Source organism: bacterium, from assembly GCA_020444065.1.
Classification (GTDB): domain Bacteria; phylum Sumerlaeota; class Sumerlaeia; order SLMS01; family JAHLLQ01; genus JAHLLQ01.
The window spans coordinates 446,691-468,692 of the sequence record JAHLLQ010000003.1; the positions used below are offsets into that span (position 1 = coordinate 446,691).

Annotated in this window: 20 protein-coding genes; 10 read left to right on the forward strand and 10 right to left on the reverse strand. The window is 59.7% G+C overall.

Annotated elements, in window-relative coordinates; translation table 11 throughout:
• The first annotated feature begins 323 nt into the window (after positions 1 to 323).
• Both nusB and KQI84_09545 read left to right on the forward strand, forming a co-directional pair.
• Complete coding sequence (gene nusB, locus KQI84_09540; GenBank protein ID MCB2155117.1) at positions 324 to 767, forward strand: transcription antitermination factor NusB; 444 nt, start codon at positions 324 to 326, stop codon at positions 765 to 767.
• On the forward strand, positions 754 to 1,299 hold the full coding sequence (locus KQI84_09545; protein ID MCB2155118.1) for a DUF2284 domain-containing protein: 546 nt from the start codon (positions 754 to 756) through the stop codon (positions 1,297 to 1,299). Before nusB ends, KQI84_09545 begins: the two co-directional genes overlap by 14 nt.
• Here KQI84_09545 and KQI84_09550 read toward each other — a convergent pair whose 3' ends face one another.
• The gene (locus tag KQI84_09550) at positions 1,300 to 2,550 is read right to left on the reverse strand and encodes a sodium:proton antiporter (GenBank protein ID MCB2155119.1); all 1,251 of its coding nucleotides are present in this window, start codon (positions 2,548 to 2,550) and stop codon (positions 1,300 to 1,302) included.
• A gap of 27 nt (positions 2,551 to 2,577) precedes the next feature.
• A complete protein-coding gene (locus KQI84_09555; protein MCB2155120.1) occupies positions 2,578 to 4,461 on the reverse strand; it encodes a metallophosphoesterase in 1,884 nt (627 codons plus the stop codon).
• A gap of 143 nt (positions 4,462 to 4,604) precedes the next feature.
• Between KQI84_09555 and KQI84_09560 the strand changes: the two genes are divergently transcribed.
• Positions 4,605 to 6,086 (forward strand): MATE family efflux transporter, encoded by a 1,482-nt coding sequence (locus tag KQI84_09560; GenBank protein ID MCB2155121.1) that lies wholly within the window; start codon positions 4,605 to 4,607, stop codon positions 6,084 to 6,086.
• Between the two features lie 59 nt (positions 6,087 to 6,145).
• On the opposite strand, the gene KQI84_09565 is transcribed toward KQI84_09560, so the two are convergent.
• The 6 genes from KQI84_09565 to KQI84_09590 all read right to left on the reverse strand — a co-directional run bounded on the left by KQI84_09565 (position 6,146) and on the right by KQI84_09590 (position 13,437).
• Positions 6,146 to 7,018: an endonuclease/exonuclease/phosphatase family protein gene (locus tag KQI84_09565; protein MCB2155122.1), complete on the reverse strand. Its 873-nt coding sequence runs from the start codon at positions 7,016 to 7,018 to the stop codon at positions 6,146 to 6,148.
• A 162-nt stretch (positions 7,019 to 7,180) separates the two neighbouring features.
• On the reverse strand, positions 7,181 to 9,010 hold the full coding sequence (locus tag KQI84_09570) for a hypothetical protein (protein ID MCB2155123.1): 1,830 nt from the start codon (positions 9,008 to 9,010) through the stop codon (positions 7,181 to 7,183).
• Between the two features lie 50 nt (positions 9,011 to 9,060).
• The gene (locus KQI84_09575; GenBank protein MCB2155124.1) at positions 9,061 to 9,378 is read right to left on the reverse strand and encodes a hypothetical protein; all 318 of its coding nucleotides are present in this window, start codon (positions 9,376 to 9,378) and stop codon (positions 9,061 to 9,063) included.
• The gene (locus KQI84_09580) at positions 9,375 to 10,319 is read right to left on the reverse strand and encodes a metallophosphoesterase (protein ID MCB2155125.1); all 945 of its coding nucleotides are present in this window, start codon (positions 10,317 to 10,319) and stop codon (positions 9,375 to 9,377) included. The genes KQI84_09575 and KQI84_09580 overlap by 4 nt, the downstream gene beginning before the upstream one ends.
• A gap of 31 nt (positions 10,320 to 10,350) precedes the next feature.
• Positions 10,351 to 11,652, reverse strand: a complete 1,302-nt coding sequence (locus KQI84_09585; protein ID MCB2155126.1) for an adenylosuccinate lyase — start codon at positions 11,650 to 11,652, stop codon at positions 10,351 to 10,353.
• Positions 11,653 to 11,655: 3 nt separating this feature from the next.
• Positions 11,656 to 13,437 carry a hypothetical protein gene (locus tag KQI84_09590; GenBank protein ID MCB2155127.1) on the reverse strand — a complete coding sequence of 594 codons (1,782 nt, stop codon included), beginning with the start codon at positions 13,435 to 13,437 and terminating at the stop codon, positions 11,656 to 11,658.
• Positions 13,438 to 13,667: 230 nt separating this feature from the next.
• Between KQI84_09590 and KQI84_09595 the strand changes: the two genes are divergently transcribed.
• From KQI84_09595 to KQI84_09605, 3 genes are all read left to right on the forward strand, one after another.
• A complete protein-coding gene (locus KQI84_09595) occupies positions 13,668 to 13,877 on the forward strand; it encodes a dodecin family protein (protein ID MCB2155128.1) in 210 nt (69 codons plus the stop codon).
• A gap of 180 nt (positions 13,878 to 14,057) precedes the next feature.
• Positions 14,058 to 14,528 carry a cytochrome c nitrite reductase small subunit gene (nrfH, locus tag KQI84_09600; GenBank protein MCB2155129.1) on the forward strand — a complete coding sequence of 157 codons (471 nt, stop codon included), beginning with the start codon at positions 14,058 to 14,060 and terminating at the stop codon, positions 14,526 to 14,528.
• Between the two features lie 34 nt (positions 14,529 to 14,562).
• Positions 14,563 to 16,002, forward strand: coding sequence for an ammonia-forming cytochrome c nitrite reductase subunit c552 (locus tag KQI84_09605; protein MCB2155130.1), 1,440 nt, complete (start codon positions 14,563 to 14,565; stop codon positions 16,000 to 16,002).
• Positions 16,003 to 16,004: 2 nt separating this feature from the next.
• Here the strand turns inward: KQI84_09605 and KQI84_09610 are convergent, their stop codons facing one another.
• Together KQI84_09610 and KQI84_09615 are read right to left on the reverse strand one after the other, a co-directional pair.
• Positions 16,005 to 16,577: an FxsA family protein gene (locus KQI84_09610; protein ID MCB2155131.1), complete on the reverse strand. Its 573-nt coding sequence runs from the start codon at positions 16,575 to 16,577 to the stop codon at positions 16,005 to 16,007.
• Positions 16,578 to 17,084, reverse strand: coding sequence for a metallophosphatase family protein (locus KQI84_09615; protein MCB2155132.1), 507 nt, complete (start codon positions 17,082 to 17,084; stop codon positions 16,578 to 16,580).
• A gap of 453 nt (positions 17,085 to 17,537) precedes the next feature.
• On the opposite strand from KQI84_09615, the gene pheS reads away from it, so the two are divergent.
• From pheS to pheT, 4 genes are all read left to right on the forward strand, one after another.
• Positions 17,538 to 18,620: a phenylalanine--tRNA ligase subunit alpha gene (gene pheS, locus KQI84_09620; protein MCB2155133.1), complete on the forward strand. Its 1,083-nt coding sequence runs from the start codon at positions 17,538 to 17,540 to the stop codon at positions 18,618 to 18,620.
• Between the two features lie 27 nt (positions 18,621 to 18,647).
• Complete coding sequence (locus KQI84_09625) at positions 18,648 to 18,941, forward strand: hypothetical protein (protein ID MCB2155134.1); 294 nt, start codon at positions 18,648 to 18,650, stop codon at positions 18,939 to 18,941.
• A 24-nt stretch (positions 18,942 to 18,965) separates the two neighbouring features.
• The gene (locus tag KQI84_09630; protein MCB2155135.1) at positions 18,966 to 19,298 is read left to right on the forward strand and encodes a hypothetical protein; all 333 of its coding nucleotides are present in this window, start codon (positions 18,966 to 18,968) and stop codon (positions 19,296 to 19,298) included.
• A gap of 87 nt (positions 19,299 to 19,385) precedes the next feature.
• A complete protein-coding gene (pheT, locus tag KQI84_09635) occupies positions 19,386 to 21,794 on the forward strand; it encodes a phenylalanine--tRNA ligase subunit beta (protein ID MCB2155136.1) in 2,409 nt (802 codons plus the stop codon).
• Positions 21,795 to 22,002: the final 208 nt, after the last annotated feature.

Below are 22,002 nucleotides of genomic sequence, written 5' to 3' on the forward strand. Positions count from 1 at the left end.
CCAACATGCTTACACGTTCCCGGCGATATGGCCGGGAGATACTGGTACTTCCCCAACGGGAAAGCGTGCAAACACTGCACCAGTTTTTGGAGCGTCTCTGATGCAAGCGTTGATGGCTGAGACCTCAGGACTTACGGGCGGCACGGTCCCCTTCCACTGGGATTCTACCGATTGCACCGGAATTGTCGCTTGCCCTGTTCCTGTGCAGACGTATCGAAGCATGTGTGTACGCGGAGTTCTCCGGTTGCCAAGCTCCCCGTCCTCGCGATACCTCATCCCAGTATGGCGGCGATCCCATTTCTGCGCCGCCCCCGAGGAGTTTCATGGGTAGACGCCGTCAATCTCGAGAAGCTGCTTTTCAGGTTCTCTTCTCGACGCACTTCACCGGATTCGATGTTAGCGACGCGACCGTCAGCCACGGCATGATGGCGCACGACGATTCGCGCTCGGTCGACGAGTTTGCTTCTCGTCTGCTGCAACTTGTGGCCGAGCACCACGAAGAGATCGAGGAGACCCTCGATGGGGCGCTGAAGCATTGGACGCTCGAGCGTCTGTCCGCCACCGATGGCGCGCTGCTGCGGCTGGGCGTTGCGGAGATTCTCTACATGGACGACGTCGCGGGCGCTGTAACCGTGAACGAGTACATCGAGTTGGCAAAGAAGTTCGGGGATGCGGAGTCGCGGCGCTTCGTGAACGGTGTCCTGGATCGGATTCTCAAGGAGCAAGATCCCGCGAAGCCACAGGAGGCGGACCTTGGAAGTTCGTGAGAGATACGTCGCCCGCATTATGAACGATCCGGCGGTCTTTGGACTGACCGAGGCTAAGTTCATTTACTCGTCGCAGATTTTCGTGAATCGATCGGTGCGTCTGCGCTGCCAGTTCACTTGCGACGAGACGCGCCAGTCGGATCTCACGCCGCCGTACTCGCCGACTGTGGAAGAAACGCGCGAGATGCTCGGCGAGTACAAGTACGGACTGATCGTTCGCCTCGAAGAACCGTTCGGGCAGCGAGATCACTTGAAGGTCTGGAGCGATTTCTCCGGAACCGTCCTGCACACCGAGAAGGAATGCCTGAAGCGCGGCTACCCGCGCGCGTTTGCGCTTGCGATCGGGACGTGCCTCTATCTGCATCACGACGATCGGTTTCGGCCGTGCGAATTCCCCGGCAAGCAGCGCCCGACCCTCGAAGCGCTCGGCATCGAGCTCAAGGACACGCTTGAGATGGTGCACTGGGGCGATCTGATCAACCGCGACGAAGACGATCCGTTCCAGTTGTTCGGCGTGTTGCTTCTTGAGTGATTAAGTCTGCTCTTCTTTCTCGACCAATCCCAGTTTGAACAGCAGCGGCTTCATCGTGAGGCCCTGGACGATCAGCGAGAAACAAACGAATCCAAACCCGAGCACAAGAAGCAAGTCGCGCGCTTCGCCGACGACTCCTGTGCGCGGAAGGCCAAGCAGGAGCGCGATCGGGATGGACCCCCGCAGGCCGCCCCAGTTCAAGACGTGTGCCCACCGGAATGGATAGATTCCGCGGCGGCCGAAGAACTCCCGGCCGATCGCGAACATCGGGTAAACCACGATTGCTCGCGCGACCAGAACCACAACGATAGCAATGCCCAGATCACCCAGGTGACCGATCACTTCATCCTTTGGAATAACCTGGAGTTCCAGGCCGATCAGAATGAAGAGGATCGAGTTGATCAGGAAGTCGATCGATTCGAAGAAGACCTCGACCGTGGCGATCGTCTTCGGATACATCGCGAGTTTCCGCCCGTAGTTGCCGAGTAGTAAACCCGCAGCAACCGTTGCGATTACGCCGGAGAGATGGAAGTGCTCGGCGACCCAAAACGTCCCATAACAACAAACCAGGCAAATCGCGTTTTCCAGCAGGTGATCGTGCAGGCGCCTCAGTACGAGGAACGTTGCATAGCCGAGCGCCACTCCGACGATGGCGCCACCGAGTGCCACCTTTACGAACTCGAGCAACGCGACACCGGCGTGGAAATCGTGCGCGCCGCTGACGACACTGAGCACGATCGCGAACAACACCACGCCGGTCCCGTCGTTGAAGAGCGACTCGCCCTCGACGAGATACTTCAAGTCCTCCGGCACGGCATACTCGCGGAAGATCGCAAGCACCGAGACCGGGTCCGTCGGGCAGATGAGCGCGCCAAATAGCAACGCAATGCCCAACGATGAGAAGACGCCGAGGGCGAATGACAATCCGCCAATCAACAGCATCGATGCAGCCACACCAATCGTCGCAAAAATGGCGACCGGAATGGCGTGCGCACGCAGGCGATCCAACTGCATATGGAACGCGCCCTGGAAGAGCAGCGGCGGCAGAAAGACCAGGAAGATCAGTTCCTTGCTGAAGCCTGTCTCGTGGATTTCCGGCCCGATGTGAAAGAGCGCCAGGCAAAGCCCCACAACGGTCAGCGCAATCGTGTACGGCACATGTGTCAGCCATCGCGCCACGATACCAACGAGGCAGGCAATCCCCACCAGGGCGATATACGTCCCAACTGCGTGTTCAATCGTGATGTCCATTCGCGATCGCTAGCGCTCGGCGGCTAGTCACTCCTTCGTGTTTTTGCCGTCTTTGCGCAGCATTGCGTGATCGATCCGTTGGCCCGTCTGCGAGTAGGCTTCGACGGTGACGTTTTCCCTATCGAGCGTAAAGAACGCGTAGTGAGGCTGCGTCGAGTGTGTCTTGAGGTTCGGGCTCCACGGAAGATCGAGTTCCTTATCGTACCACGGCGCGCCTGCACCGCCGCTGGTGATCTGCCATACCGGATACTTCATCTCCAACTCGGTCCCATCCAGTGTCGTGCGCGATCCGATATCGGTCTCATTTGTGACAATCAGTCGGCTGTAGGCGTGCTCGTCGCCCGTGATGAACGCGACAGACTTCGGCGAGGAGGAGACAATCTCCCAGATCGTATTGCGATTCTTGACGATCGGGATGTCCTTGTCGTCGACCTTGCCATCGCGATTCGTGTCGCCGCTGCGATACCACATCGCGTCACGTGTGTGTCCGCCATTGGGGAAGGGCGGTTCCTGCGCAGCGAAGAAGATGTATTCCACGCTGTCATCATCGTTGGCCTTGGCGACTTCTTCACGCAGCCATTCGACCTGATTCGGCAGGATGTAGCCTTCGAGGTTTCCGCCAATCTTATACGGATCGCTGCTGAACCAGTAATTGTTGTTCAGCATAAAGACGCGGACTGGACCGTAATCGAAGTAATACACTGTCTCATCGTAGGACGGCGAGCCTTCGCCTTCGTCCTTCGGGCCGTTCGTCGGATTCACGAACGCGTCGGCGAACACTGTCTCGGAGTTCTCTTCGCCCAGTCTGTCGACTGTGACGCCCCAGCGACTGCCATCGTCGAAGCGGGTCAGCAGGGCTTCGTGATTTCCCATGCCCTCATAGATCGGAATCCGCGCGTGCACGGGTCCCATGATCCAACGGAAGGCATTCAATTGATTGCGATAATCATCCGGACTGGTCGTGTAGCCGTTGATCAAGTCACCCGCGAACACCACGAAGTCCGTGCCGCGGAAGTAGAGATCTGTTCCCAGCGAGTAGAGCGAGGCGCCATTTACTCCGCCGAAGTTATTCATGCCGCTGCCGTTTCCTTCGCGGCTATCGACCATCGCAGCAAATCGAATCGGCCAGTCGCCGGGCGTACTGAACTCATACGGCCGTACCGTCGTATCGCCGGTCACGACCTGGTAGCGATACATCGCACCTGGGTTCATTCCCTCGATCTTGGTTTCGTGCCTGATACCGACACCATTGGAACGGAACGTCATCCACTGGCCGGTTTCGTAGTAGACTCCGTTGGAGAGAGTGATGGGAACGACACGCACTTCCCCTGGGACCTCCCGATCCGTCTCCCAGGCGATGACGGCGGTGTTCGGTGTTACCTGCTCAACCGTCGGGCCGAACGTTACATTCGTCGCATCGCCGAGTGTTTCCGGATTGAAGTACACACGGCCCTCGAAGAAGCGCGTTGCGCGGAAACTCGGGATATAGACCTCGACGCGATAGGTAACGCGCGGCTCGTAGGGCGTATTCGGCAGGCGGCGCTTGATGCTGGAGAAATCCGCCGTGATACTGTGCTCTGTGCGCAGATCCGTGACTTCACCGTCCTCGCGCCCGCCGCAGAAATAGTGGAAGCGCGGATAGTCGAGTTCCTCGTCCAGCGTGTTTGCTCCGCCCGACAGAACGGCCGGCGGGGTCGGCTCTTCGGTTTCGAAGGTCACTTCAAACCTGCCAGGTTCGACGATCTTTACGGACGGCGCGCCCTTCAGGAATCCGTAGGTCGATTCCTTCGTCGTCTCGCTTGGCGGCTCAATCGGCATCCCGAATCGTCCGTGAGGTTCCTGTCCTTGGGCAAGAATCCCGGTCGGTCCACCGGAAATCACAAAGGCAAGTAGTATGAGTAGCAATCGCATGTCAATTACTCCAAAGGCAAAGTGTGCGGTCTTCGTACAATCCAATTCGATCTCCTAGCGTAACCCATGGCGTGGGGGCAAACTAGAAGTCGCGTCTGGCTTTGCTTGCAACCGCGGCCCGGCGACAGCCAGATTCGCCCGCTATGACGTCCGCCACCGCCACATCCCGCCCGCTGCCCGTTCGCCCCATCCTTGGGACAGTGTTTCGGCTGGGTGCACCATCGGTTCTTGAAAGCCTTCTGCAGTCGGCCGTCTTCCTTGTCGATGCGCTGATGCTGGCGAGATTGGCGAATAACCAGATCTACCTCGCGGCCACGGCCGTCACCGGCGTGACGTTGTGGCGACTCTCGAATACGGCCGGCATCACGCAGGTCGGCGCAGGCGCCTACGTCGCGCGTCGCTGGGGCGAGACCCGTTTTGCGGAAGCTGGGCGGGCGCTCGGCCACGCTATTAGTCTCGGCGGCCTGATCGGGCTGGTTGTCGCGATTGCGTTTTGGCCCTTCGCTCGCGGGCTGTTCCAACTCCTGCAGACTGAAGATCCCGTCCTTGGTGTTGCCACCAGCTACTTCCACATCGTTCTGCTGTCGTTCCCGTTTCGACTAGCCTTCTTCAATATGACCGGCAGCATGCGCGCCGCCGGCGATACGCGCACGCCGATGTTGCTGACGCTGCTGATGAACGCTCTTAACATCGGGATGAACTACGTTCTGATCTTCGGACACTTCGGTTTCCCGAGAATGAAAATGGATGGCGCCGCGTGGGGAACGACCTTCAGCGTCATCATCGGCCTGGGAATCGGATTGATCCTTCTGCACCGCGGGCTGACGCCGCGGCGCGTGATGGAACCGCCGGAAGACATGCCGCTTGCACTGACCGGCGACCAGGAACTCGAAGGCGACGACCTGCAGTTGATCCCTCCGGCGGAGTCCAGCGAAGGGGTTCTTCGCATTGAGGCCGACGGCTTTCGCATCTGGATGCCAAACGTCACCCCGACGATCATGCGTGTTTCGTGGCCTGCCTTCTGGGAGGAGATTCTCGTCTCCATCGGGTTCATGGTGTTCCTCGGCATGGTGGCCAGCTTTGGCGTCGAGGCGCTTGCCGCGCACACGGCGACCGTGCGCATTGAATCGCTGAGCTTCACCGCCGGCTTCGGCGTTGCCGTCGCCACGGCGACGATGATCGGCCAGGCGCTCGGCGCGCGCAAGATCGCCCTCGCATCGCGCCTCTTCTCGCTCAACGTCGTGGTTACGATGGTCATCATGGGCGTAATGGGAATCCTGTTCGTCGTGTTCCCCGGTTGGTTTCTCGACTGGTTCGATGTCCAGGGCAACGTGCGCGACATCGGCCTGATGCTGATGTTCCTGATTGGCCTGCAGCAGTGCTTCATCGGCTCCGCAATGACGCTGAGCGGTGGCCTGCGCGGCGCCGGCGACACACTGCCGCCTTTCCTGACGCAGATTGTCGGAACCATCGGAATGCGGATCGGACTGGGCTATCTGCTCGGTTACAAACTGGGGATGGGCATTGCAGGGGTCTACTGGGGAACTGTGTTCGACTGGTTGATGCGAACAATCGTGCTTGTGTACTTCGTCTGGCGCGGCAAGTGGAAGCACATTGATGTCTAACAAAAACCCGCCCCGCACAACGGCGGGGCGGGCAAACTTCCCGACTATCAACTCGGAAGTCAGTCAGTGTCTGACGTTGAATAGAGTTTCAACCAGATTGGTGCGTGATCCGAGAGGTTATTGCGGAACGTACACATTCCGGAGATGTAGTCGCGTCCTGCGCTGGAGTATTCCGTCACATACGCGGTCTGCATGAAGAAGTGGTCGTAAGGATTCGCGAACGCGCAGGACGAATTGATCGTCGTGTTGCTATTCACCTTGTAGCTGACCTGCGGCGAGATCACAGACGTGCTCTTCAGGCGGCTGAAGTAAGAGGACGTTGCGTTGCGATTGAAGTCGCCAAGCAGGATCACGTCCTGATCAGAACTGCTGGCGTTCTGGATGCTCTTGAACACGTCGGCGATCGCGTTGATCTCCGCCTTGCGCTGGGTCGTTGTTCCCCAGATGCAATGCCAGTTGATGAACGTATAGTCCGCGCCTGTATTCTTGTGGCGCAGCTTCACGATTTGCGGTTCGCGTTCGAACTTGTCGCCCGAGTCGCTCCATACGTATTGGCTCAGGATGCTGACGCGATCGGTGCGGTAAACGACGGCGTAGCGTTCTTTGTAGCTGCTTCGTCCGATAGCGCTGGTGACTTTGTAGCTCCACGTCACGCCGCTGCGGCTCGTCATGGCCGAGGCGAAACTCGAAGCGCTGCTGCTGTACATGACTTCCTGCAGAAAGATGACGTCGACGCCGTTACCGGCGCTACTGCTGGAACCGAAATCTTCCCACGCCTGGTCGGCATAGCCGCTCCAGTTGGTTTCTCCACTCCACCCCATGTGGCGGGCATTCCAGGAGAGAACACGAAGATAAGATCCGGCGAAAAGGTTCGAGGGCAGGACGAGGGCAGTGGCCACAATGGCGGTGAGGAGTAGTGTGCGAACTTTCATGGGACTGCTCCTTACGAAATGGGGGCTGGGTTCCTCCTGAACTTCTTGGAAAGAGAAACTTCAGTCCCCTTGTTTCGACAGGAGACAGCAGGCCGTCAAGCAATTTGGACTAATTTACGAAAATCACACCAAATATTGGGATTTGGGGCGAAAAAGGGGGTGCTAATACCCTGTCGATCGCACCACGTCGCCGATGTCCAGCACGAAATCGCCGTTCAGATCCGCATCCGTCTTCTCAGAAGGACTGAGGCTCAACTGCGCGAGCAGGAAGTCTGCGATCTCCGTTGTTGAGACAGGCAGGGGAGTCGGAATCGGCGTTGGAGTGCCCGTCGGGCTGGGTGTTGGAGTAGCCGAAGGTGTCGGCGTCGGCGTGTTCGTCGGCGAAGGACTGGGTATTGGTGTTGGCGTCTTTGAAGGTGTTGCGGTCGGAGGCACGCCCGTGGGAGTTGCAGTCGGCGTCTCGGTGGGCGTGGCACTCGGTGTGGGAGTCGGCGTATCCGATGGGGTGGGCGATGGTGTCGACGACGGCGTCGGGCTGGGCGTGTCGCTTGGCGTCGGCGAAGCCGTCGGTGTGGGGGACGGAGTCGGCGTGGGCGTGGGTGGGAGCAGAGGGTATTCGTTCCCCACAACCACATCACGCGTTCCTGTGCCATTGAACGATGGATCGACGTAGAGCACTCGCAGACGCGGAGTGTTATCCACTGGCGTCAGGGCCATCTGTCCCGGACCGGTGTGGTAGAGCGCAGAGACCGTCGGATAGATCTCGCCGGAATCGCTGAAGCTGGAAATCGGTGCGGCAGGATTCCCAGTGAAGCCGCCAAGGTTGAACTTCTCGCTCAGTCCACCTGTGTTGCGCACGGCAACGATGCGTTGATTGAACTCATCCCACGAGATATGCACGCGCCGCGTGAAGCGATCCTGAACATCGATATCGCCATCGACGATGATGGATGGATAGCTCGGCTGGAACTGCGATGTGGACGCCGCGAAGCTCTCCACGAGCGTGACGCTGGGCTCATCTGTGTTTCCTTCAAGAGGAGAAAACTGCAGATAGTTGACCGTGCGCTGTGGCGTATCCGTGCGAATGAATGCCACGTGCCCGACCCAGTAGTCGCGCCCAGTGCCAACGGACTGGACGTCGAGAGCAGGGCTGTCACCGGTCGCCGTGCCCGTCTGGCTGTTCAAGATCGGAAGGACCTGGGAGAAGTAAGTAATCGCAGAGGACGTGTTCTCGTTCGCAATCACGGACGTGTAGAGACCACCGCCCTTCTCCCATACGATCGCGCCTTGGTGGAAATCGTTGATCGTATCAACCATGTGAACGATATCGATGACTGGGTTGGCTTCGCCGTTTGTCTCATCCACGTCGCCGGGCTGGTCGGAGATATCGGCCGGGCTACCCCAGTACGTGACGGTTCCCACATTGCCGGTCACTAGCAGCACATCGTTATCGACCGGTGTGCTGAACGGGTCCGGACCGATGTAGGCAATCATCGGCAGGACCTTGTTGCCGTACTTCACGGTTGCGACGGAAGGCGTGCTTTCCGACTGACCCTCTGTGTCCGTCGCGTTCGACTGGCTGCGTACGATATTGCCGGACGGATTAAAGATCGCGTGGTAGATGTCGGTGGCTGTGTCGCTGGATCCGCCCGGGCCTTCCCAGGCCACGTGGGCGTTGCCGTTCCGATCGACTGCGATGGACGGGTGATTGTGGGGGCCGACCGTCGTGGAAAGTTGAACCGGCGGCAGGAAGTCCGACCCGCCGACGGTCTGCTCCACCGTGCCGAAGATATGCGTCGTGCCATCGGCCGTGCCGACGTACGCGACATAGACCTTTCCAAGCGAACTGTTGTCGCGATGCTGGTGCGTGATGACAACATTGCGCACGCTGCCGCCCACATCGAGAGCAACCGGTGCGGATTGGTTAAAGCCAATGGCCTGGGCAATGCCTGCAGTCAAAACCACAAGGGTCAAAATCGCAAATCGACGCATAGTTGGAACCTCCATGGAAAACCGGAGCAAACACGAGACCAGCCTCGCACTTAGTGGGGCCACCACACCTTGCCATCTTCTGTTTCTATAACGCGCGTTTGGGCTCCGTCACGGCTTTCGAAGTAGCGGGCCTTGACGCCGGGGGCGAGGGACTTCGCCAGGTCGGGCGAGTCGGGTTCGGATTCGAAGAACTGGATGGAATACGGCCCGGGCGGATCGAGGAATGTGAATGCGACGCGGTAGTACGGCGCAGGGATCCCGGCACCGTCAGGCTGAGGCGTCAGCGAATGGATCTCGATCGACCGCGGCTTTGCCGATTTTCGAAGCTCATCGGCCTGCCGGCGGCGTCCGGCGTTGAACAGACTCATGAAATCTCCTGGGCTACCTGTGCGGCGGCCTTCTGCAGGTTGCGATATTCTCCCGGGGCGGGCTCCGGGACGTCAACCTGCGACCAAACCTCTTCCTCAACGCTGTATGTGTGCAGGCGCATGCGCGTCTGCCCGTCTTCGCGAAGCAACTGTGTGAAGCCGAGATCCGGATTCGGATCGTGCCGGATCATCAGCGGCGCCCCCCCGTTCAGATACGTGATGTTCGGTTGGGCCGAGCTGCGATACACCCAGCGATAGTGATGGTGCCCGTGCAGATAGAGCACCGGAATGTCGAGGCCGCCGAGCAGTTGGAGAAGCGGTTCGGTGTTGTAGAGCTGAATGCCGCGGTCGTGCTTCAGAACGCCCGGAGGATCCTCGGCGGGGAAATGGCAAAGCAGCCAAAGCTCCCGGACATTCGCAGCATTCTCCGAGAGCCAATGGGCCAGTGCGTCGATTTGCGGTTTCGGGACGCGGCCAAAGCTGCCCGTCAGGCCGTTCTTCGTCGTCGCATCCAGGCCCGCCAGCCAAACACCGTCTCCGAGATCGCTGTAGTGGGGCCACGTTCCCATGTCGCACCAGTTCGAAAGGTGAGATTCAAACGTGCGCGAACGAATGGCTCCGCCAGTATAGCGATCGTGATTCCCGGGCACGGCGCGAATTCGCCCCGGAAGTTTCTCGTCAAGAACAGAGAGAGCGGCGAGTGCGGCCCGATACTCGGACTTAAGTGCCGTTGTTGTGAAATCGCCACTGAACAACATCCAATCGGCGTGCAACTCCATCATGCGCTCGACCAGGACGACCCCGCGATGAATATGAAACTTGCGCGCCCGATTCAGCGCCAGATTCCCAACGCCGAGAATGCGCTTTCCAAACAGCGCCATCGGATTGCGCGGGAAGCGCCAGAAATGCAAATCGCCAATGTGCAGTGCCGTGAACGACATTTGAGACTCTTTCCATCCTCTACTCAGTTTACTATTTCAGGCTGATACCACAGCGTTTGTAAATTGCGGTGACGTGCGCCAGGTAAGGCGAAACATCGAATGCATTTTCGAGTGTCTCGCGGCCGATCTTTGCGGCGACAACATCTTCCTTCAGCAACTCGTCCAGGAACGCATCCCCCCCATTCCAGGTTCGCATCGCGGCGGCCTGGACGGCAGCATAGGAATCCTCGCGGGAGAGCCCTTCCTCGACAAGACGAAGTAGAACCCGTTGTGAAAAAACTAACCCACGAGTCAGGCCGATGTTATCCTTCATCCGCTGCTTGTTAACTCTCAATCCAGAGAGAACGCCGATCAATTTGTTCAGCATGTAGTCGGTCAACATGCACGCGTCCGGGAGGTTGATGCGCTCGACACTGGAATGAGAAATGTCACGTTCGCTCCAGAGGGCAACATTCTCCAGGGCCGGCATCGCATATCCGCGCAGCATACGCGCCAGTCCCGTCAGCCGTTCGCAGATGATCGGATTGCGCTTGTGTGGCATCGCGGAACTGCCCTTTTGGCCTTTGCGGAACGGTTCTTCCAGTTCGCGAATTTCAGGGCGCTGCAGGTGCCGAATCTCTGTGGCGATCTTCTCGATCGAGGCACCGATCTGTGCCAGCGCCAACGCAAACTCCGCGTGACGATCGCGTTGCAGAACTTGCGTTGAAACGGGAGCGACGGAGAGCTTCAGTTTCTTACACACACGCTCCTCAAGCTTTAAACCCGTGTGGGCCGCCGTACCGACCGCGCCGCTGATCTTGCCAAAGGCAATCGACTGGCAGGCGGCGTCAAAACGGACTTTCTGGCGCTCGAATTCCTGGCGCCACACGAGCGCCTTGAGGCCGAACGTTGTTGGTTCCGCGTGCATCCCATGCGTGCGGCCCATCATGATCGTGTGGGCGTGCTTCTTCGCCAGTTTTGTCAGTTCTTTTTTGACGGTGTTGAGATCGCGCTGAATGATCTCGCCCGCACGTTTCAGGCGCAGGGCGAAGGCAGTATCCACGACATCGCTGCTCGTCAGGCCCAAGTGGACGAAGCGCGAGGAGGGACCGATTTTCTCTGCGAGTTGCGTTGTGAACGCGATCACGTCGTGGTGGACGGTGTTTTCTATTTCTTCAATTCGGGCGACATCGATCTTTGCGCGGCTATGAATGCGCTTCAGGTCGGCATCGGGGATTTTCCCCATCTTGTTCCATACATCGCAAACTGCCAGTTCGACTTCGAGCCAGGAAGCGAATTTCGCCTCCTCGTTCCACAGGTCTTTCATGGGAGAAAGCGAATAACGATCAATCATCGGTTACTGTTCCCGTTCGAGGATTAGAATGCCTTGCGGTTTCAGTGCGCCGGTCTCCAACGCGTTTCCTGCTTCCGTTTCCCAACCGTCGACAACGCGCCATGGCATGCGCGCCGTGCGTCCGGCGCCGCCGCGATAGAATGCCGCTTCGTAAAGCAAGTCCTTGATCGAAACGGCATCCTGCTCCGAAGTATTCAAGATAACAAGAGTTCGATCGTTCGGAGAATTCAATTCATACGCCAGCAGCCCCGGCTTGTCCCCGGCCGCGACGAAGCGCGGGAATCCGTGCCGGAACGACTCGCGAGCCTTGCGCGATTCCAGAAGTCGTTTTGTGAATTGGAAGAGTTCCGATGTCGTATCGAAATTGTCACCCAAAGACGGCCCGGCTTCGAACAAGCCATCAAACATATCTTCCCGGCTATCCGACCAACCGCGTCCCTCTGCGCCGGAGAAACCCTGCTCCGTTCCGTAATAGATAATCGGCGTTCCGCCGGTAGTCATCAGATAGACGAGGGCCAGCTTTAGCCGATTATGCAATTTCACTTTGTCAGGCTGGCTTCCCTTGGCAATTGCCAGGAAGCGTTTCCCGTCGTGGTTGTCCAGGAAGCGCACAAGTCGCCCGCGGGCGTGCTCGGCCAGGTTTGTCTGGAGCTGGTAGTTGATTTCAGATAGCTCCAATGTCCCAGACGTTGCGCGCGCGAACACATCCTGCAGAACGGGAAGCCGGGGGAAATCGAGCAGCGAATCGTAGGCCGGTGAACCGTCCGGCTGCACGAGGAACTCATTCAGGAACGGAATATCATAATCCCAGACTTCGCCAAAGATCATAAAATCGTCTTTGCCGAGCGACGCCGCGTGTTCCTTGATTGCCGGGCACCACTCGTACCAGAAGTCCGGTTCGACGTGCTTGGTCGTATCGACACGAAACCCATCGCAATCGGTCGCCGTGATCAGATCGGAGTAGAATCGGATCATCTCCTTGCGCACTTCTGGCAATTCGGTCTTCAGATCGTTAAGGCCGAAAAGCTCTCCGAGTACCAGCGACTCCGGGTAGTTCCAATCCAGGTTTCCGTGCGCGTGAAAGAGCTCGAGATTATCGAATGGCGGGTTGTAGCGAACGTTTGAATTCCGCCAGCGCAGTTCATACTCATCCGGCGGCGGCAGGAACGCCGGCGCACCTTCGCCGACCGTCTCGATCAGATAGCTCATGTGGTTGCACACCACATCGATGAAGACGCGGATGTCGCGCTTGTGGGCTTCGTCGATGAAGTCCTGCAACTCAGCCAGCGTTCCCCAATGCGGATCGATTCGTCCAAAGTCGAGCGCGTGGTAGCCATGGTACTGACCGTGTGTATTCAGCACCACGGGCGAAATCCAGACGGCCGAAACACCGAGCTCTTCCAGGTACGGCAGCTTCTCCTTCAGGCCGGCGAAGTCACCTCCGTGGATCCGGTCCGCGTGCGCACGGTCGATCGTTCCACGGGGGTGATCGTTGTCGTTATCCGGATCGCCGTTGTACCATCGATCTGTCAGCAGGTGATAGATGACCTCGTCGCGCCAGTCGCCGGGAGAGGGGAAATACGAGTCGCGTGGCGTCTTGGCCGCCTCGGTGATCGAATAGGCCGGATCGACGAGGACGGCGCGGATGGGCCTGTCGCGTTCGAGATCCGCCCCGGGGCTGGGGCCGCGGACCGGTTCGGGCCCGTGGCCGCACGCCAGCAAGAGAGCTGTGCACAGGACGCCCGCCAAGGCACCTGCAAGACGAGTTGCGCGTTTTTCGGACATCCTGATCTCCCACGGGCCGATTGGCTCGGCGGTCACCATCCTCGCCCCCGGCCCCCGTGCGCAAGGGCGGTGTGCCCCTATGTCCCGGGTCGGAACGCGTTCATGCGGACTTGCAATCCGTTCTCGCCCCGAGGTATCAAGGTGCCAAGCGCGCACAGTGCCGATTTCAGGGCGGCGGTTCTCCGCAGGATCGGTCCGCGCGACAATCCCCAAGGAGGCCAGATCCCCTCATGGCTCACCATACCTATAAGAAGATCGAAGTCGTCGGCACGTCCCCGAACTCCATCGACGAGGCCATCCAGAACGCCGTCGCGAAGGCCTCGAAGAGCGTTCACAAGATGCGCTGGTTCGAACTCGTCGAAGCCCGAGGCGCCATCGACGGCGACAAGGTGACTGAATTCCAGGCAACGGTGAAGATCGGTTTTACACTGGACGACTGAGAAGGTCTTGCAGAGAAGTCTGGGGCGGCCGGGTCGGGGATGACTCCCACGATCGGTCGCCCCGATTCCATTTTTAGAAGCAACTATCCGATTTCGCTTGCGCCGAGCCCTGCGAAGTTGTCTATTTTGGACATAGACGATATGGAATATCGAGAATGGTCCGAATGGAGCGTGGCGAATATGCGTTGGAAGGTCCTCTTAGTCGCCGGAATCGCATCAGGCATTGCCCTGGGTGTCGCGGCTGGCATTGGCGGGTTCACCTTCGTTTACGCGGAGGGCGCCTCCTACCTGGTCGACGATCCCGAGTCCTGCGCAAACTGCCATATCATGAATGAGCAGTATGATGGCTGGTCGAAATCCAGTCACTCCTCCATCGCCACATGCAACGACTGTCACACTCCACACACATTTGTGGGCAAGTGGACGACCAAGGCCCTGAACGGCTATCATCACTCGATGGCTTTTACCGTCGGCGGCTTCCACGAACCCATCCAGATTACCGAGCGGAATCGACGCATCACCGAGCAGGCCTGTCGAGATTGCCATGGCGAAATCGTCAGCATGATCGATCCCGAATCTGCATCGCCTCATGCCGGTTCGGACTCCTTATCTTGCCTGAAGTGCCACCAGTCCGTCGGGCACTTGCACTAATCATCTCGCCCAGCGGGGCACAGGGAGACATCTCATGAGCGCAAAGACGCCCAAGTCGCCAGGACGCAAGTTATTCACAATCATTGTCATAACCGCTGTGATTGCGGCGGGCGTCTCGCTCGCCACCGTGGCGCTGCTTGTCAGCATCTTCGAGCACAAACAGGAAGCGCGGAACCCGTTCTACCGTGTCGTCGAGTTAGACGATGACACAGTGGATCCAGAGATCTGGGGGAAGAACTTTCCGCTCCAATTCGATTCGTACAAGAAGACTGTCGACATGGTGCGGACGCGTCATGGGGGCAGCGAAGCCGTGATCCACGAACCGACTGAAACAGATCCACGGACTGAAGTCTCTCAGAGCAAGATCGAAGCAGATCCTCGCATGAAGCGGATGTGGGCGGGCTACTCGTTCTCCGCGGACTTCCGCGAGGAGCGTGGCCACGCGTACATGCTTGTGGACCAGACCTACACCGGCCGCCAGCAGGCGGCTCCGCAACCTGGCACTTGCATTAATTGTCACGCTTCCACGTATACCGCCTACAAAGAGCTCGGCGATGGCGACATCATGGAGGGGTTCGCGAAGATCAATCAGATGTCCTATGCCGAAGCCCGCGAGCACGTCGATCACCCGGTCTCGTGCCTGGATTGCCACGATCCAGACACGATGCACCTACGGGTCACGCGGCCCGCCTTCATCGAAGGCATCCGCCTGGTTAAGGCCGCCGAGGGACTCGATGACTACGATGTGAATCGAGATGCCTCTCGCCAGGAGATGCGCACCTACGCCTGTGCTCAATGCCACGTGGAATATTACTTTGCCGGCGATGAGAAGCGGCTCACGTTCCCTTGGCACAACGGCCGTAAGGCGGATGAGATTCTGGAGTACTACGAAGAGATTGGATTCAAAGACTGGACGCACAAAGAAACCGGCGCACCGATGCTCAAAGCTCAACATCCGGAGTTCGAAATGTGGAGCCAGGGAATTCATTCGAAGGCAGGCGTTTCTTGCGCCGACTGTCACATGCCGTACATGCGAGTTGGCGCTCAGAAGGTCAGTGACCATCACGTTCGTAGCCCCTTGCTGAACATCAACAACGCTTGCCAGACTTGCCACCGCGAAAGCGAGAGCGAGATGCTGGACCGCGCAGAGACTATTCAGGCCCGTCATATTGAGATGCGGGACATGGCGCTCGATGCGCTTGTGGAGCTCATCGACGGTATCAAGAAGGCTCAGGATGCAGGGGCGACACAGGACGAGCTAGCGGATGCGTTGAACTACCAGCGGAAAGCCTCGTTCCTCCTGGACTTTGCGGAGGCAGAGAACTCAGCCGGCTTCCACGCCGACCAGGAGGCTGCCCGCGTATTGAGTAAGTCGATGGACTTCTCCCGGCGAGGTTGGATGACTCTCGCCGATTGGTGGGAAGGCCAGCGCACAGAAACAGATACGATTGCCGAGGTTATTCCCGCGGATTAGCACTACTCCGTCCGCCGGAATTCGACGTCGATGGCTTCTTCTTCCTCTTCCTCATCCGGCGCATGGTGGCCGTACGTGCCCGGTTCGGCGTCGAAGACTCCCGGACGAGATGCCGGGCCGGAGGATGGCGGACGAGTCCCGAAATGGGCCTGGAACCCTCCCGGGCCCATTCCCGTGCGGCGCATCTTGAAGGCGCGTTTGCCCCATCGCATCAGCGCCCGCGCATAGACTCGGCGGCAGATCGGCACCAGCGTCGAGAATCCGATCAGATCTGTGATCATGCCCGGCGTGATCAGCAATGCCCCACCGATCAGGATCATTACTCCATCGGCGAGCGATTGCGCGGGAAAGCGTCCGGCTGCCAATTCCGTCTGGGCCTTGCGCAACACCGCGAGGCCCTCGTGCTTCGCCATCGCAGAGCCGACGATCGCCGACACAATCGCGACGGCAATCGTGGCGGGCCAGGTGATCAGGCTCGCCATCAGGAAGATCAGCCAGATCTCCAGCAGCGTGAAAGTGGCGAACAGGAAGAACAGAATGGTTCCGATCGGCAGGCGTCGGCGTTGAGCTGGCATCTAGGCGAGTCCCTTTCTGGACCAGTCGAGGGCGATGAAGTCGAAGGTGAACTGCTTGCGCTCGCCGTCCCATTCCAGAATCGCCAGCGACGGCACGTCGCGGAAGCGCGGTTTGCCGGCGGAGCCCGGATTGACGACCCAGACGCCGTCGTGCAGCGCCTGGTAGCGCTGGTGCGTGTGCCCGAACAGGATCAGCCGCGGCTGTTGTGCGGCGAAATGCCTCACAAACGTCTTGGGGTGTGCCATCCCAGACTGGATCAAATGGCTGTGGGTGATCACGACCTTGCCGAACGCCGCATCGATCACGCGCAAGGCCGGCAGCCGCGGGCTCATCAGATCGCAGTTTCCGTGGACGGCGTGGGTTGGCGCGATGGCTTCCAGCTCGTCGAGGATGTGCTCCCCGACGACGTCCCCGGCGTGGAAAATCGCCTCCACGCCCTCAAAGAGCTCGAAAACCTGGGGGTGAAGATTGCCGTGTGTGTCGGAGATCAGGCCGTATCGGGTCATTATCGTGATCGGCGGAGGGTCGCGAGCTCCAGAATGGGGTATTGGGACACAACATCCGCTTCCTCAGGACCTTGTTTGCCAGTCCCGGGCCACAGCAGCAAGGGGGATGGGGCCGTTCGGAAGCGCCAAATCGGAACGCTGGTCGGTTGCAGACTGGAAGACGGCGCTCCCATCTTCCTACGCGCTTCGCACTTCGGCGGACCCGAGGGTGGCGTACTCGCACTCAGCGGAGCGGCACTCGTACTCGTTCTCGGATCGTTGGCTTGCTTCTTGGGCAAGGATGCCCAAGTCACCTCGGTGGGTGCGAGTACGAGTTCGAGTACGTGTACGAGCGGTGGAGCAAGTGATCTCTCCCATACCTTCCCTTGACGTAAACCGGCGCGGGCCGGGACCATTCGGGGCCCTGGCTCACGAGAGCCGGGGAACACTTTACTTTGTGTCGGTGACTCACGAATGTCTGAACCCACAACAACCGATTCGACCCCTCAGCCTGAGGCCGCCCCATCGGCGCTCGACGGGCTGCTGGCCGACGTCAAGCGCGTCGGCGAGGCCGCGCGCGACGAGTTCAAGAAGGCCGGCTCGACGGCTGCGGTCGAGGAGCTTCGCATCAAGTACCTCGGCAAGAAGGGCCAGCTCGCCGAGATCAACCAGCGTTTCGGCCAGCTCTCCAACGAGGAGAAGCCGATCGCCGGCAAGCTGCTGAACAGCCACAAGGCGCAGATCATCAATCTGGCCAAGGAGCGCCGCGAGGCGCTCGAGTTGGCGGAGATCAACGCGCGTCTGAAGGCGGAAGGCATCGATGTGACGCTGCCGGGCACGGCTCCGGCCGGCGGGCACGCGCATCCGATTCTCCAGGTGCAGCGCCAGGTCGAAGAGATCTTCCGCGCGCTCGGCTTCCAGATCACTGAGAGCCCACAAGTCGAGAGCGAGTGGGTGAACTTCGACGCGCTGAACTTCATGGCCGATCACCCCGCGCGCGACATGCAGGACACGTTCTTCACGGAGCGCGGCCGCGTGCTGCGCACCCACACGTCCGGCAACCAGATTCGCACGATGATCGATATGGAGCCGCCGCTGGCCGTGATCAGCTCCGGCAAGGTCTATCGCTGTGATTCAGACGTCACGCACTCGCCGATGTTCTTCCAGACGGAAGGCTACATGGTGGGGCGCGATATCTCGATGGCGCATCTGAAGGGCGTGCTGAACGAGTTTCTGCACGCGCTGTACGGACCGGAGATCGGCACGCGCTTCCGGCCTTCGTTCTTCCCGTTCACCGAGCCTAGCGCAGAAGTGGATATCGAATGCGTCTTCTGCGGCGGCGACGGATGCCGCATCTGCTCCGATAGCGGTTGGCTGGAAGTCCTTGGTTGTGGGATGATTCACCCGGTTGTTCTTCGCAATTGCGGGATCGACCCAGACAAGTGGTCCGGCTTCGCGTTCGGCGTGGGGTTGGATCGCATTGCAATGTTGAAGTACGGAATTAACGACATTCGCCTGCTGTACGAAGGCGATTTGCGGTTCTTGTCGCAGTTCTAAATTCGCCCCGGAAACGGGAGGTGTGCCATGCTCAAGTGGGCCTGCCTCATCATGCTCATTCTCGACATTCTGCTCTTCGGAGCGGCCGGCTATCGTCTGCTGACGGTGCCTGATGACGATTCACCGGTTCGGAAGTCCGCCGTCCAGGCGACCGATCAGTCGACGCGTCGTCCGCCCACGCGAGCCGAGATGGAGGAATCCATCGACCCGATGGAAAATCCCGCGGACGCGGAAGACCCGGGCGCCGTTGTCGATCAGCAGCAGGAGAATCTCGACGACGCCAAGGCGAAGATTCGGGAGCGATTCGGGGGAGGAAACTGATCCAAGGCCTGGGGGCGCTGACGAATGAAAGCCCGCCACTGGATTCTGGCCATTGCGGCGACGCTTCTGCTCGCCGGAGGAATGTTCGTGCTGCTGATTAAGTTCGGCGATCGCATCATGCCGACCGAGCCTGAACCCGAGTACGAACAGCCCACCGCGGGGCTGCAGGAGAACTGGGACACGTACGAAGCGCAACAGCCCGTTGCAAAGCAGCCCACAAGGGCCGACACGCACAAGGCGATGCAGATGAACGTCGTGCCCGGAGTCACAAGGACGCGCGAGCGACTGAATAACATCGAGCGCGCACGGGAAGATCTCCGCGAATCCGCGGGGGAGGATGCACCGGAACGATACTGATCGTTTCGCGCAGAAGATTGAGACTAAACAGACCGCCTGCCCCCGAGGGTGGGCGGCATCGAATACAAAGCAAGGAATGACGACACAATGAAATTCTCGCTTCGCTGGCTGAGAGAATACCTGGACGCCGATCTGACCTACGAGGAAGTGCTCGATGGGCTGATGACCTGTGGACACGAGGTTGAAGAGACGACCGATCTGGGCGCCGGCCACGGCAACATTGTTGTGGGCAAGATTCTCGAGATCAACTCGCACCCGAACGCCGACAAGCTGCACGTCTGCAAGGTTGAGGAAGCCGACGGCCAGGTGCATTCCATCGTCTGCGGCGCGACGAATATCGAAGTCGGCCAGCATGTTCCGTTCGCAAAGACCGGGGCGACGCTGCCGAACGGCATGACGTTGAAGCCCACCGCGATTCGCGGTGTTGAGAGCTGCGGCATGATGTGCTCGGCAAAGGAACTCGGCGTAGCGGACGATCATTCCGGAATCTGGATTCAGCCCGAGTCGATGAAGGTCGGCGAACCGTTCGACGCGATCATCGATATCAAGGTCACACCGAATCGCCCCGACGCATTGTCGCTGGTCGGACTGGCGCGCGACCTGGCCGCGAAGAACGGCGGAAAGCTGCGCCTGCCGGAAGTGAAATTCAGCGAATCCGACACGAAGACGGAGAAGGTCGCAAAGGTCATTGTCGAGTCGCGCGAAGATTGCCCGCGATACGCGGCGCGCGTGATTCGCGGTGTGAAGATCGGCCCCAGCCCGCTGTGGTTGCAGCGTCGCCTCGAAGGCGCAGGCCTTCGCCCGCGCAACAACATCGTCGATATTACGAACTACGTGCTGCTGGAGCTTGGGCATCCGCTTCACGCGTTCGATCTCAATAAGATTGCCAACAAGACCATCATCGTTCGCAACGCGAAGGCGGGGGAGAAGATGGAACTGCTCGACGAAACGACCGTCGAGCTGCAGGAGACCGATCTGCTGATCTGCGATCCGGAGAAGCCGGTTGCTCTGGCCGGTGTCATGGGTGGTGGAAACAGCGAAATCGACGACGACACGACAGACGTGCTGTTGGAGTCCGCTTACTTCAAGCCCTCCACGATTCGTCGCACGAGCAAGCGCCTCGACAAGTCGACCGACGCATCCTATCGCTTCGAGCGCGGTACGGATCCCAAGCGTCTGATCAATGCTTTGCATCGCGCCGCGCAACTGATCGCGGAATTGGCCGGCGGCGAAGTCCTGAAGACGCACCTCGATGTTGTCGCGAAGCTGCCGGACGTCGAGCCGATCACGCTGCGCATCGATCGTGTGTGTCGTCTCTCGGGCGTCGAACTGACCGGTCGCGAGATCACCGACATTCTCGGTCGGCTCGGCTTCGAGATTCAGCGCGCCGACGAGAAGGAACTGCTCGTCGCCGTGCCGTCGCATCGTCCGGACGTCACACAGGAAGCGGACTTGATCGAAGAAGTCGCCCGCATTCATGGCTACGATCAGATCCCGTCCGTGTTGCCCGCCGTGGACATTGCCTACACCCCGGCCAGTACCACACAGTCTCTGCGCGAGCGCATCGTTCGCGAAATGATGGGCATGGGATACAGCGAGACGGTGAACTTCTCCTTCGTGAGCGAAGAGGCAAACCACGCCGCCGGCGTCGGCGATGACGGGCGAACCGTGCGCGTGCTCAATCCGCTCGTGCAGGAGCAGACCGTGATGCGCCGTTCACTGCTGCCGTCGTTGCTCGAGAATGTCGTTCACAATTTCAACCACGGTGTCGACCCCGTGCAGATCTTCGAAATCGGTCACACCTACGCGTGGAAAGATGCGGAGCAGCCGGAGGACGAGGATCCGAAGTCGCTTGAGCCGGCAACCGAGGAGCACTTGTTCCTCGCCGCCGCCATCAGCGGAACGCGCAAGGCCGACTGGCGCACGCCGGCCCGCGAACTCGACTTCTACGACATCAAAGGCGTCGCCGAGCGCCTGCTCGATCGCCTCGGAATTCGCCGCACGGTCATCGAGCCGGCCTCGGACCTCGGGATGTTCCACCCGGGCCGTTGCGCGGCCATCCTGAAGGGTGGCGAGCGCCTCTGCTGGTTCGGCGAACTGCACCCGGCGCTGGCTCGCGAGCTGGACATCAAGCGCCGTGTTTTCCTGATCGAGTGCCCCATCGAGGGCGCGATCCTCGAAGTTTCCGAGGAGCCGAAGTTCCAGGAGTTGCCGCGCTTCCCAGCGACCAAGCGCGACGTGGCCGTTCTCGTCCCGAAGACGACGCAGGCACAGGATCTGGAGCGCACGATTCGCTCCGCCGGCCGGCCGATTCTGGCGGACGTCCAGCTCTTCGACCTCTACGAAGGCAAGAACCTGGCGGAGAACGAACGCTCGCTGGCCTTCTCGCTGACGTTCCGCGTGGCCGATCGAACGCTGACGGATGACGAGGTCAACAAGGCCTTCGAAGCCATCATCGCGGCCCTGGACAAGAAACACGGGGCGCGCCTGCGGTAACAGGGCGCCCCCTCTTCGCCCCTTTCGGGGACGATATCACTTTCCTGCTTTCCGTGGGCTCCCTCCCTAGCGCATCCGCGCTTCACGCTCCAGCGATGCGGTCGGTCACCCACGGCCATTCAGCTTGGCCGCCTCCCGGCGACCTTTTTCGGCGCCCGGATGGTTGTCCCTCGGCTGGATTTGTTCTCCTTCCGCGTTGCCCTCCGAA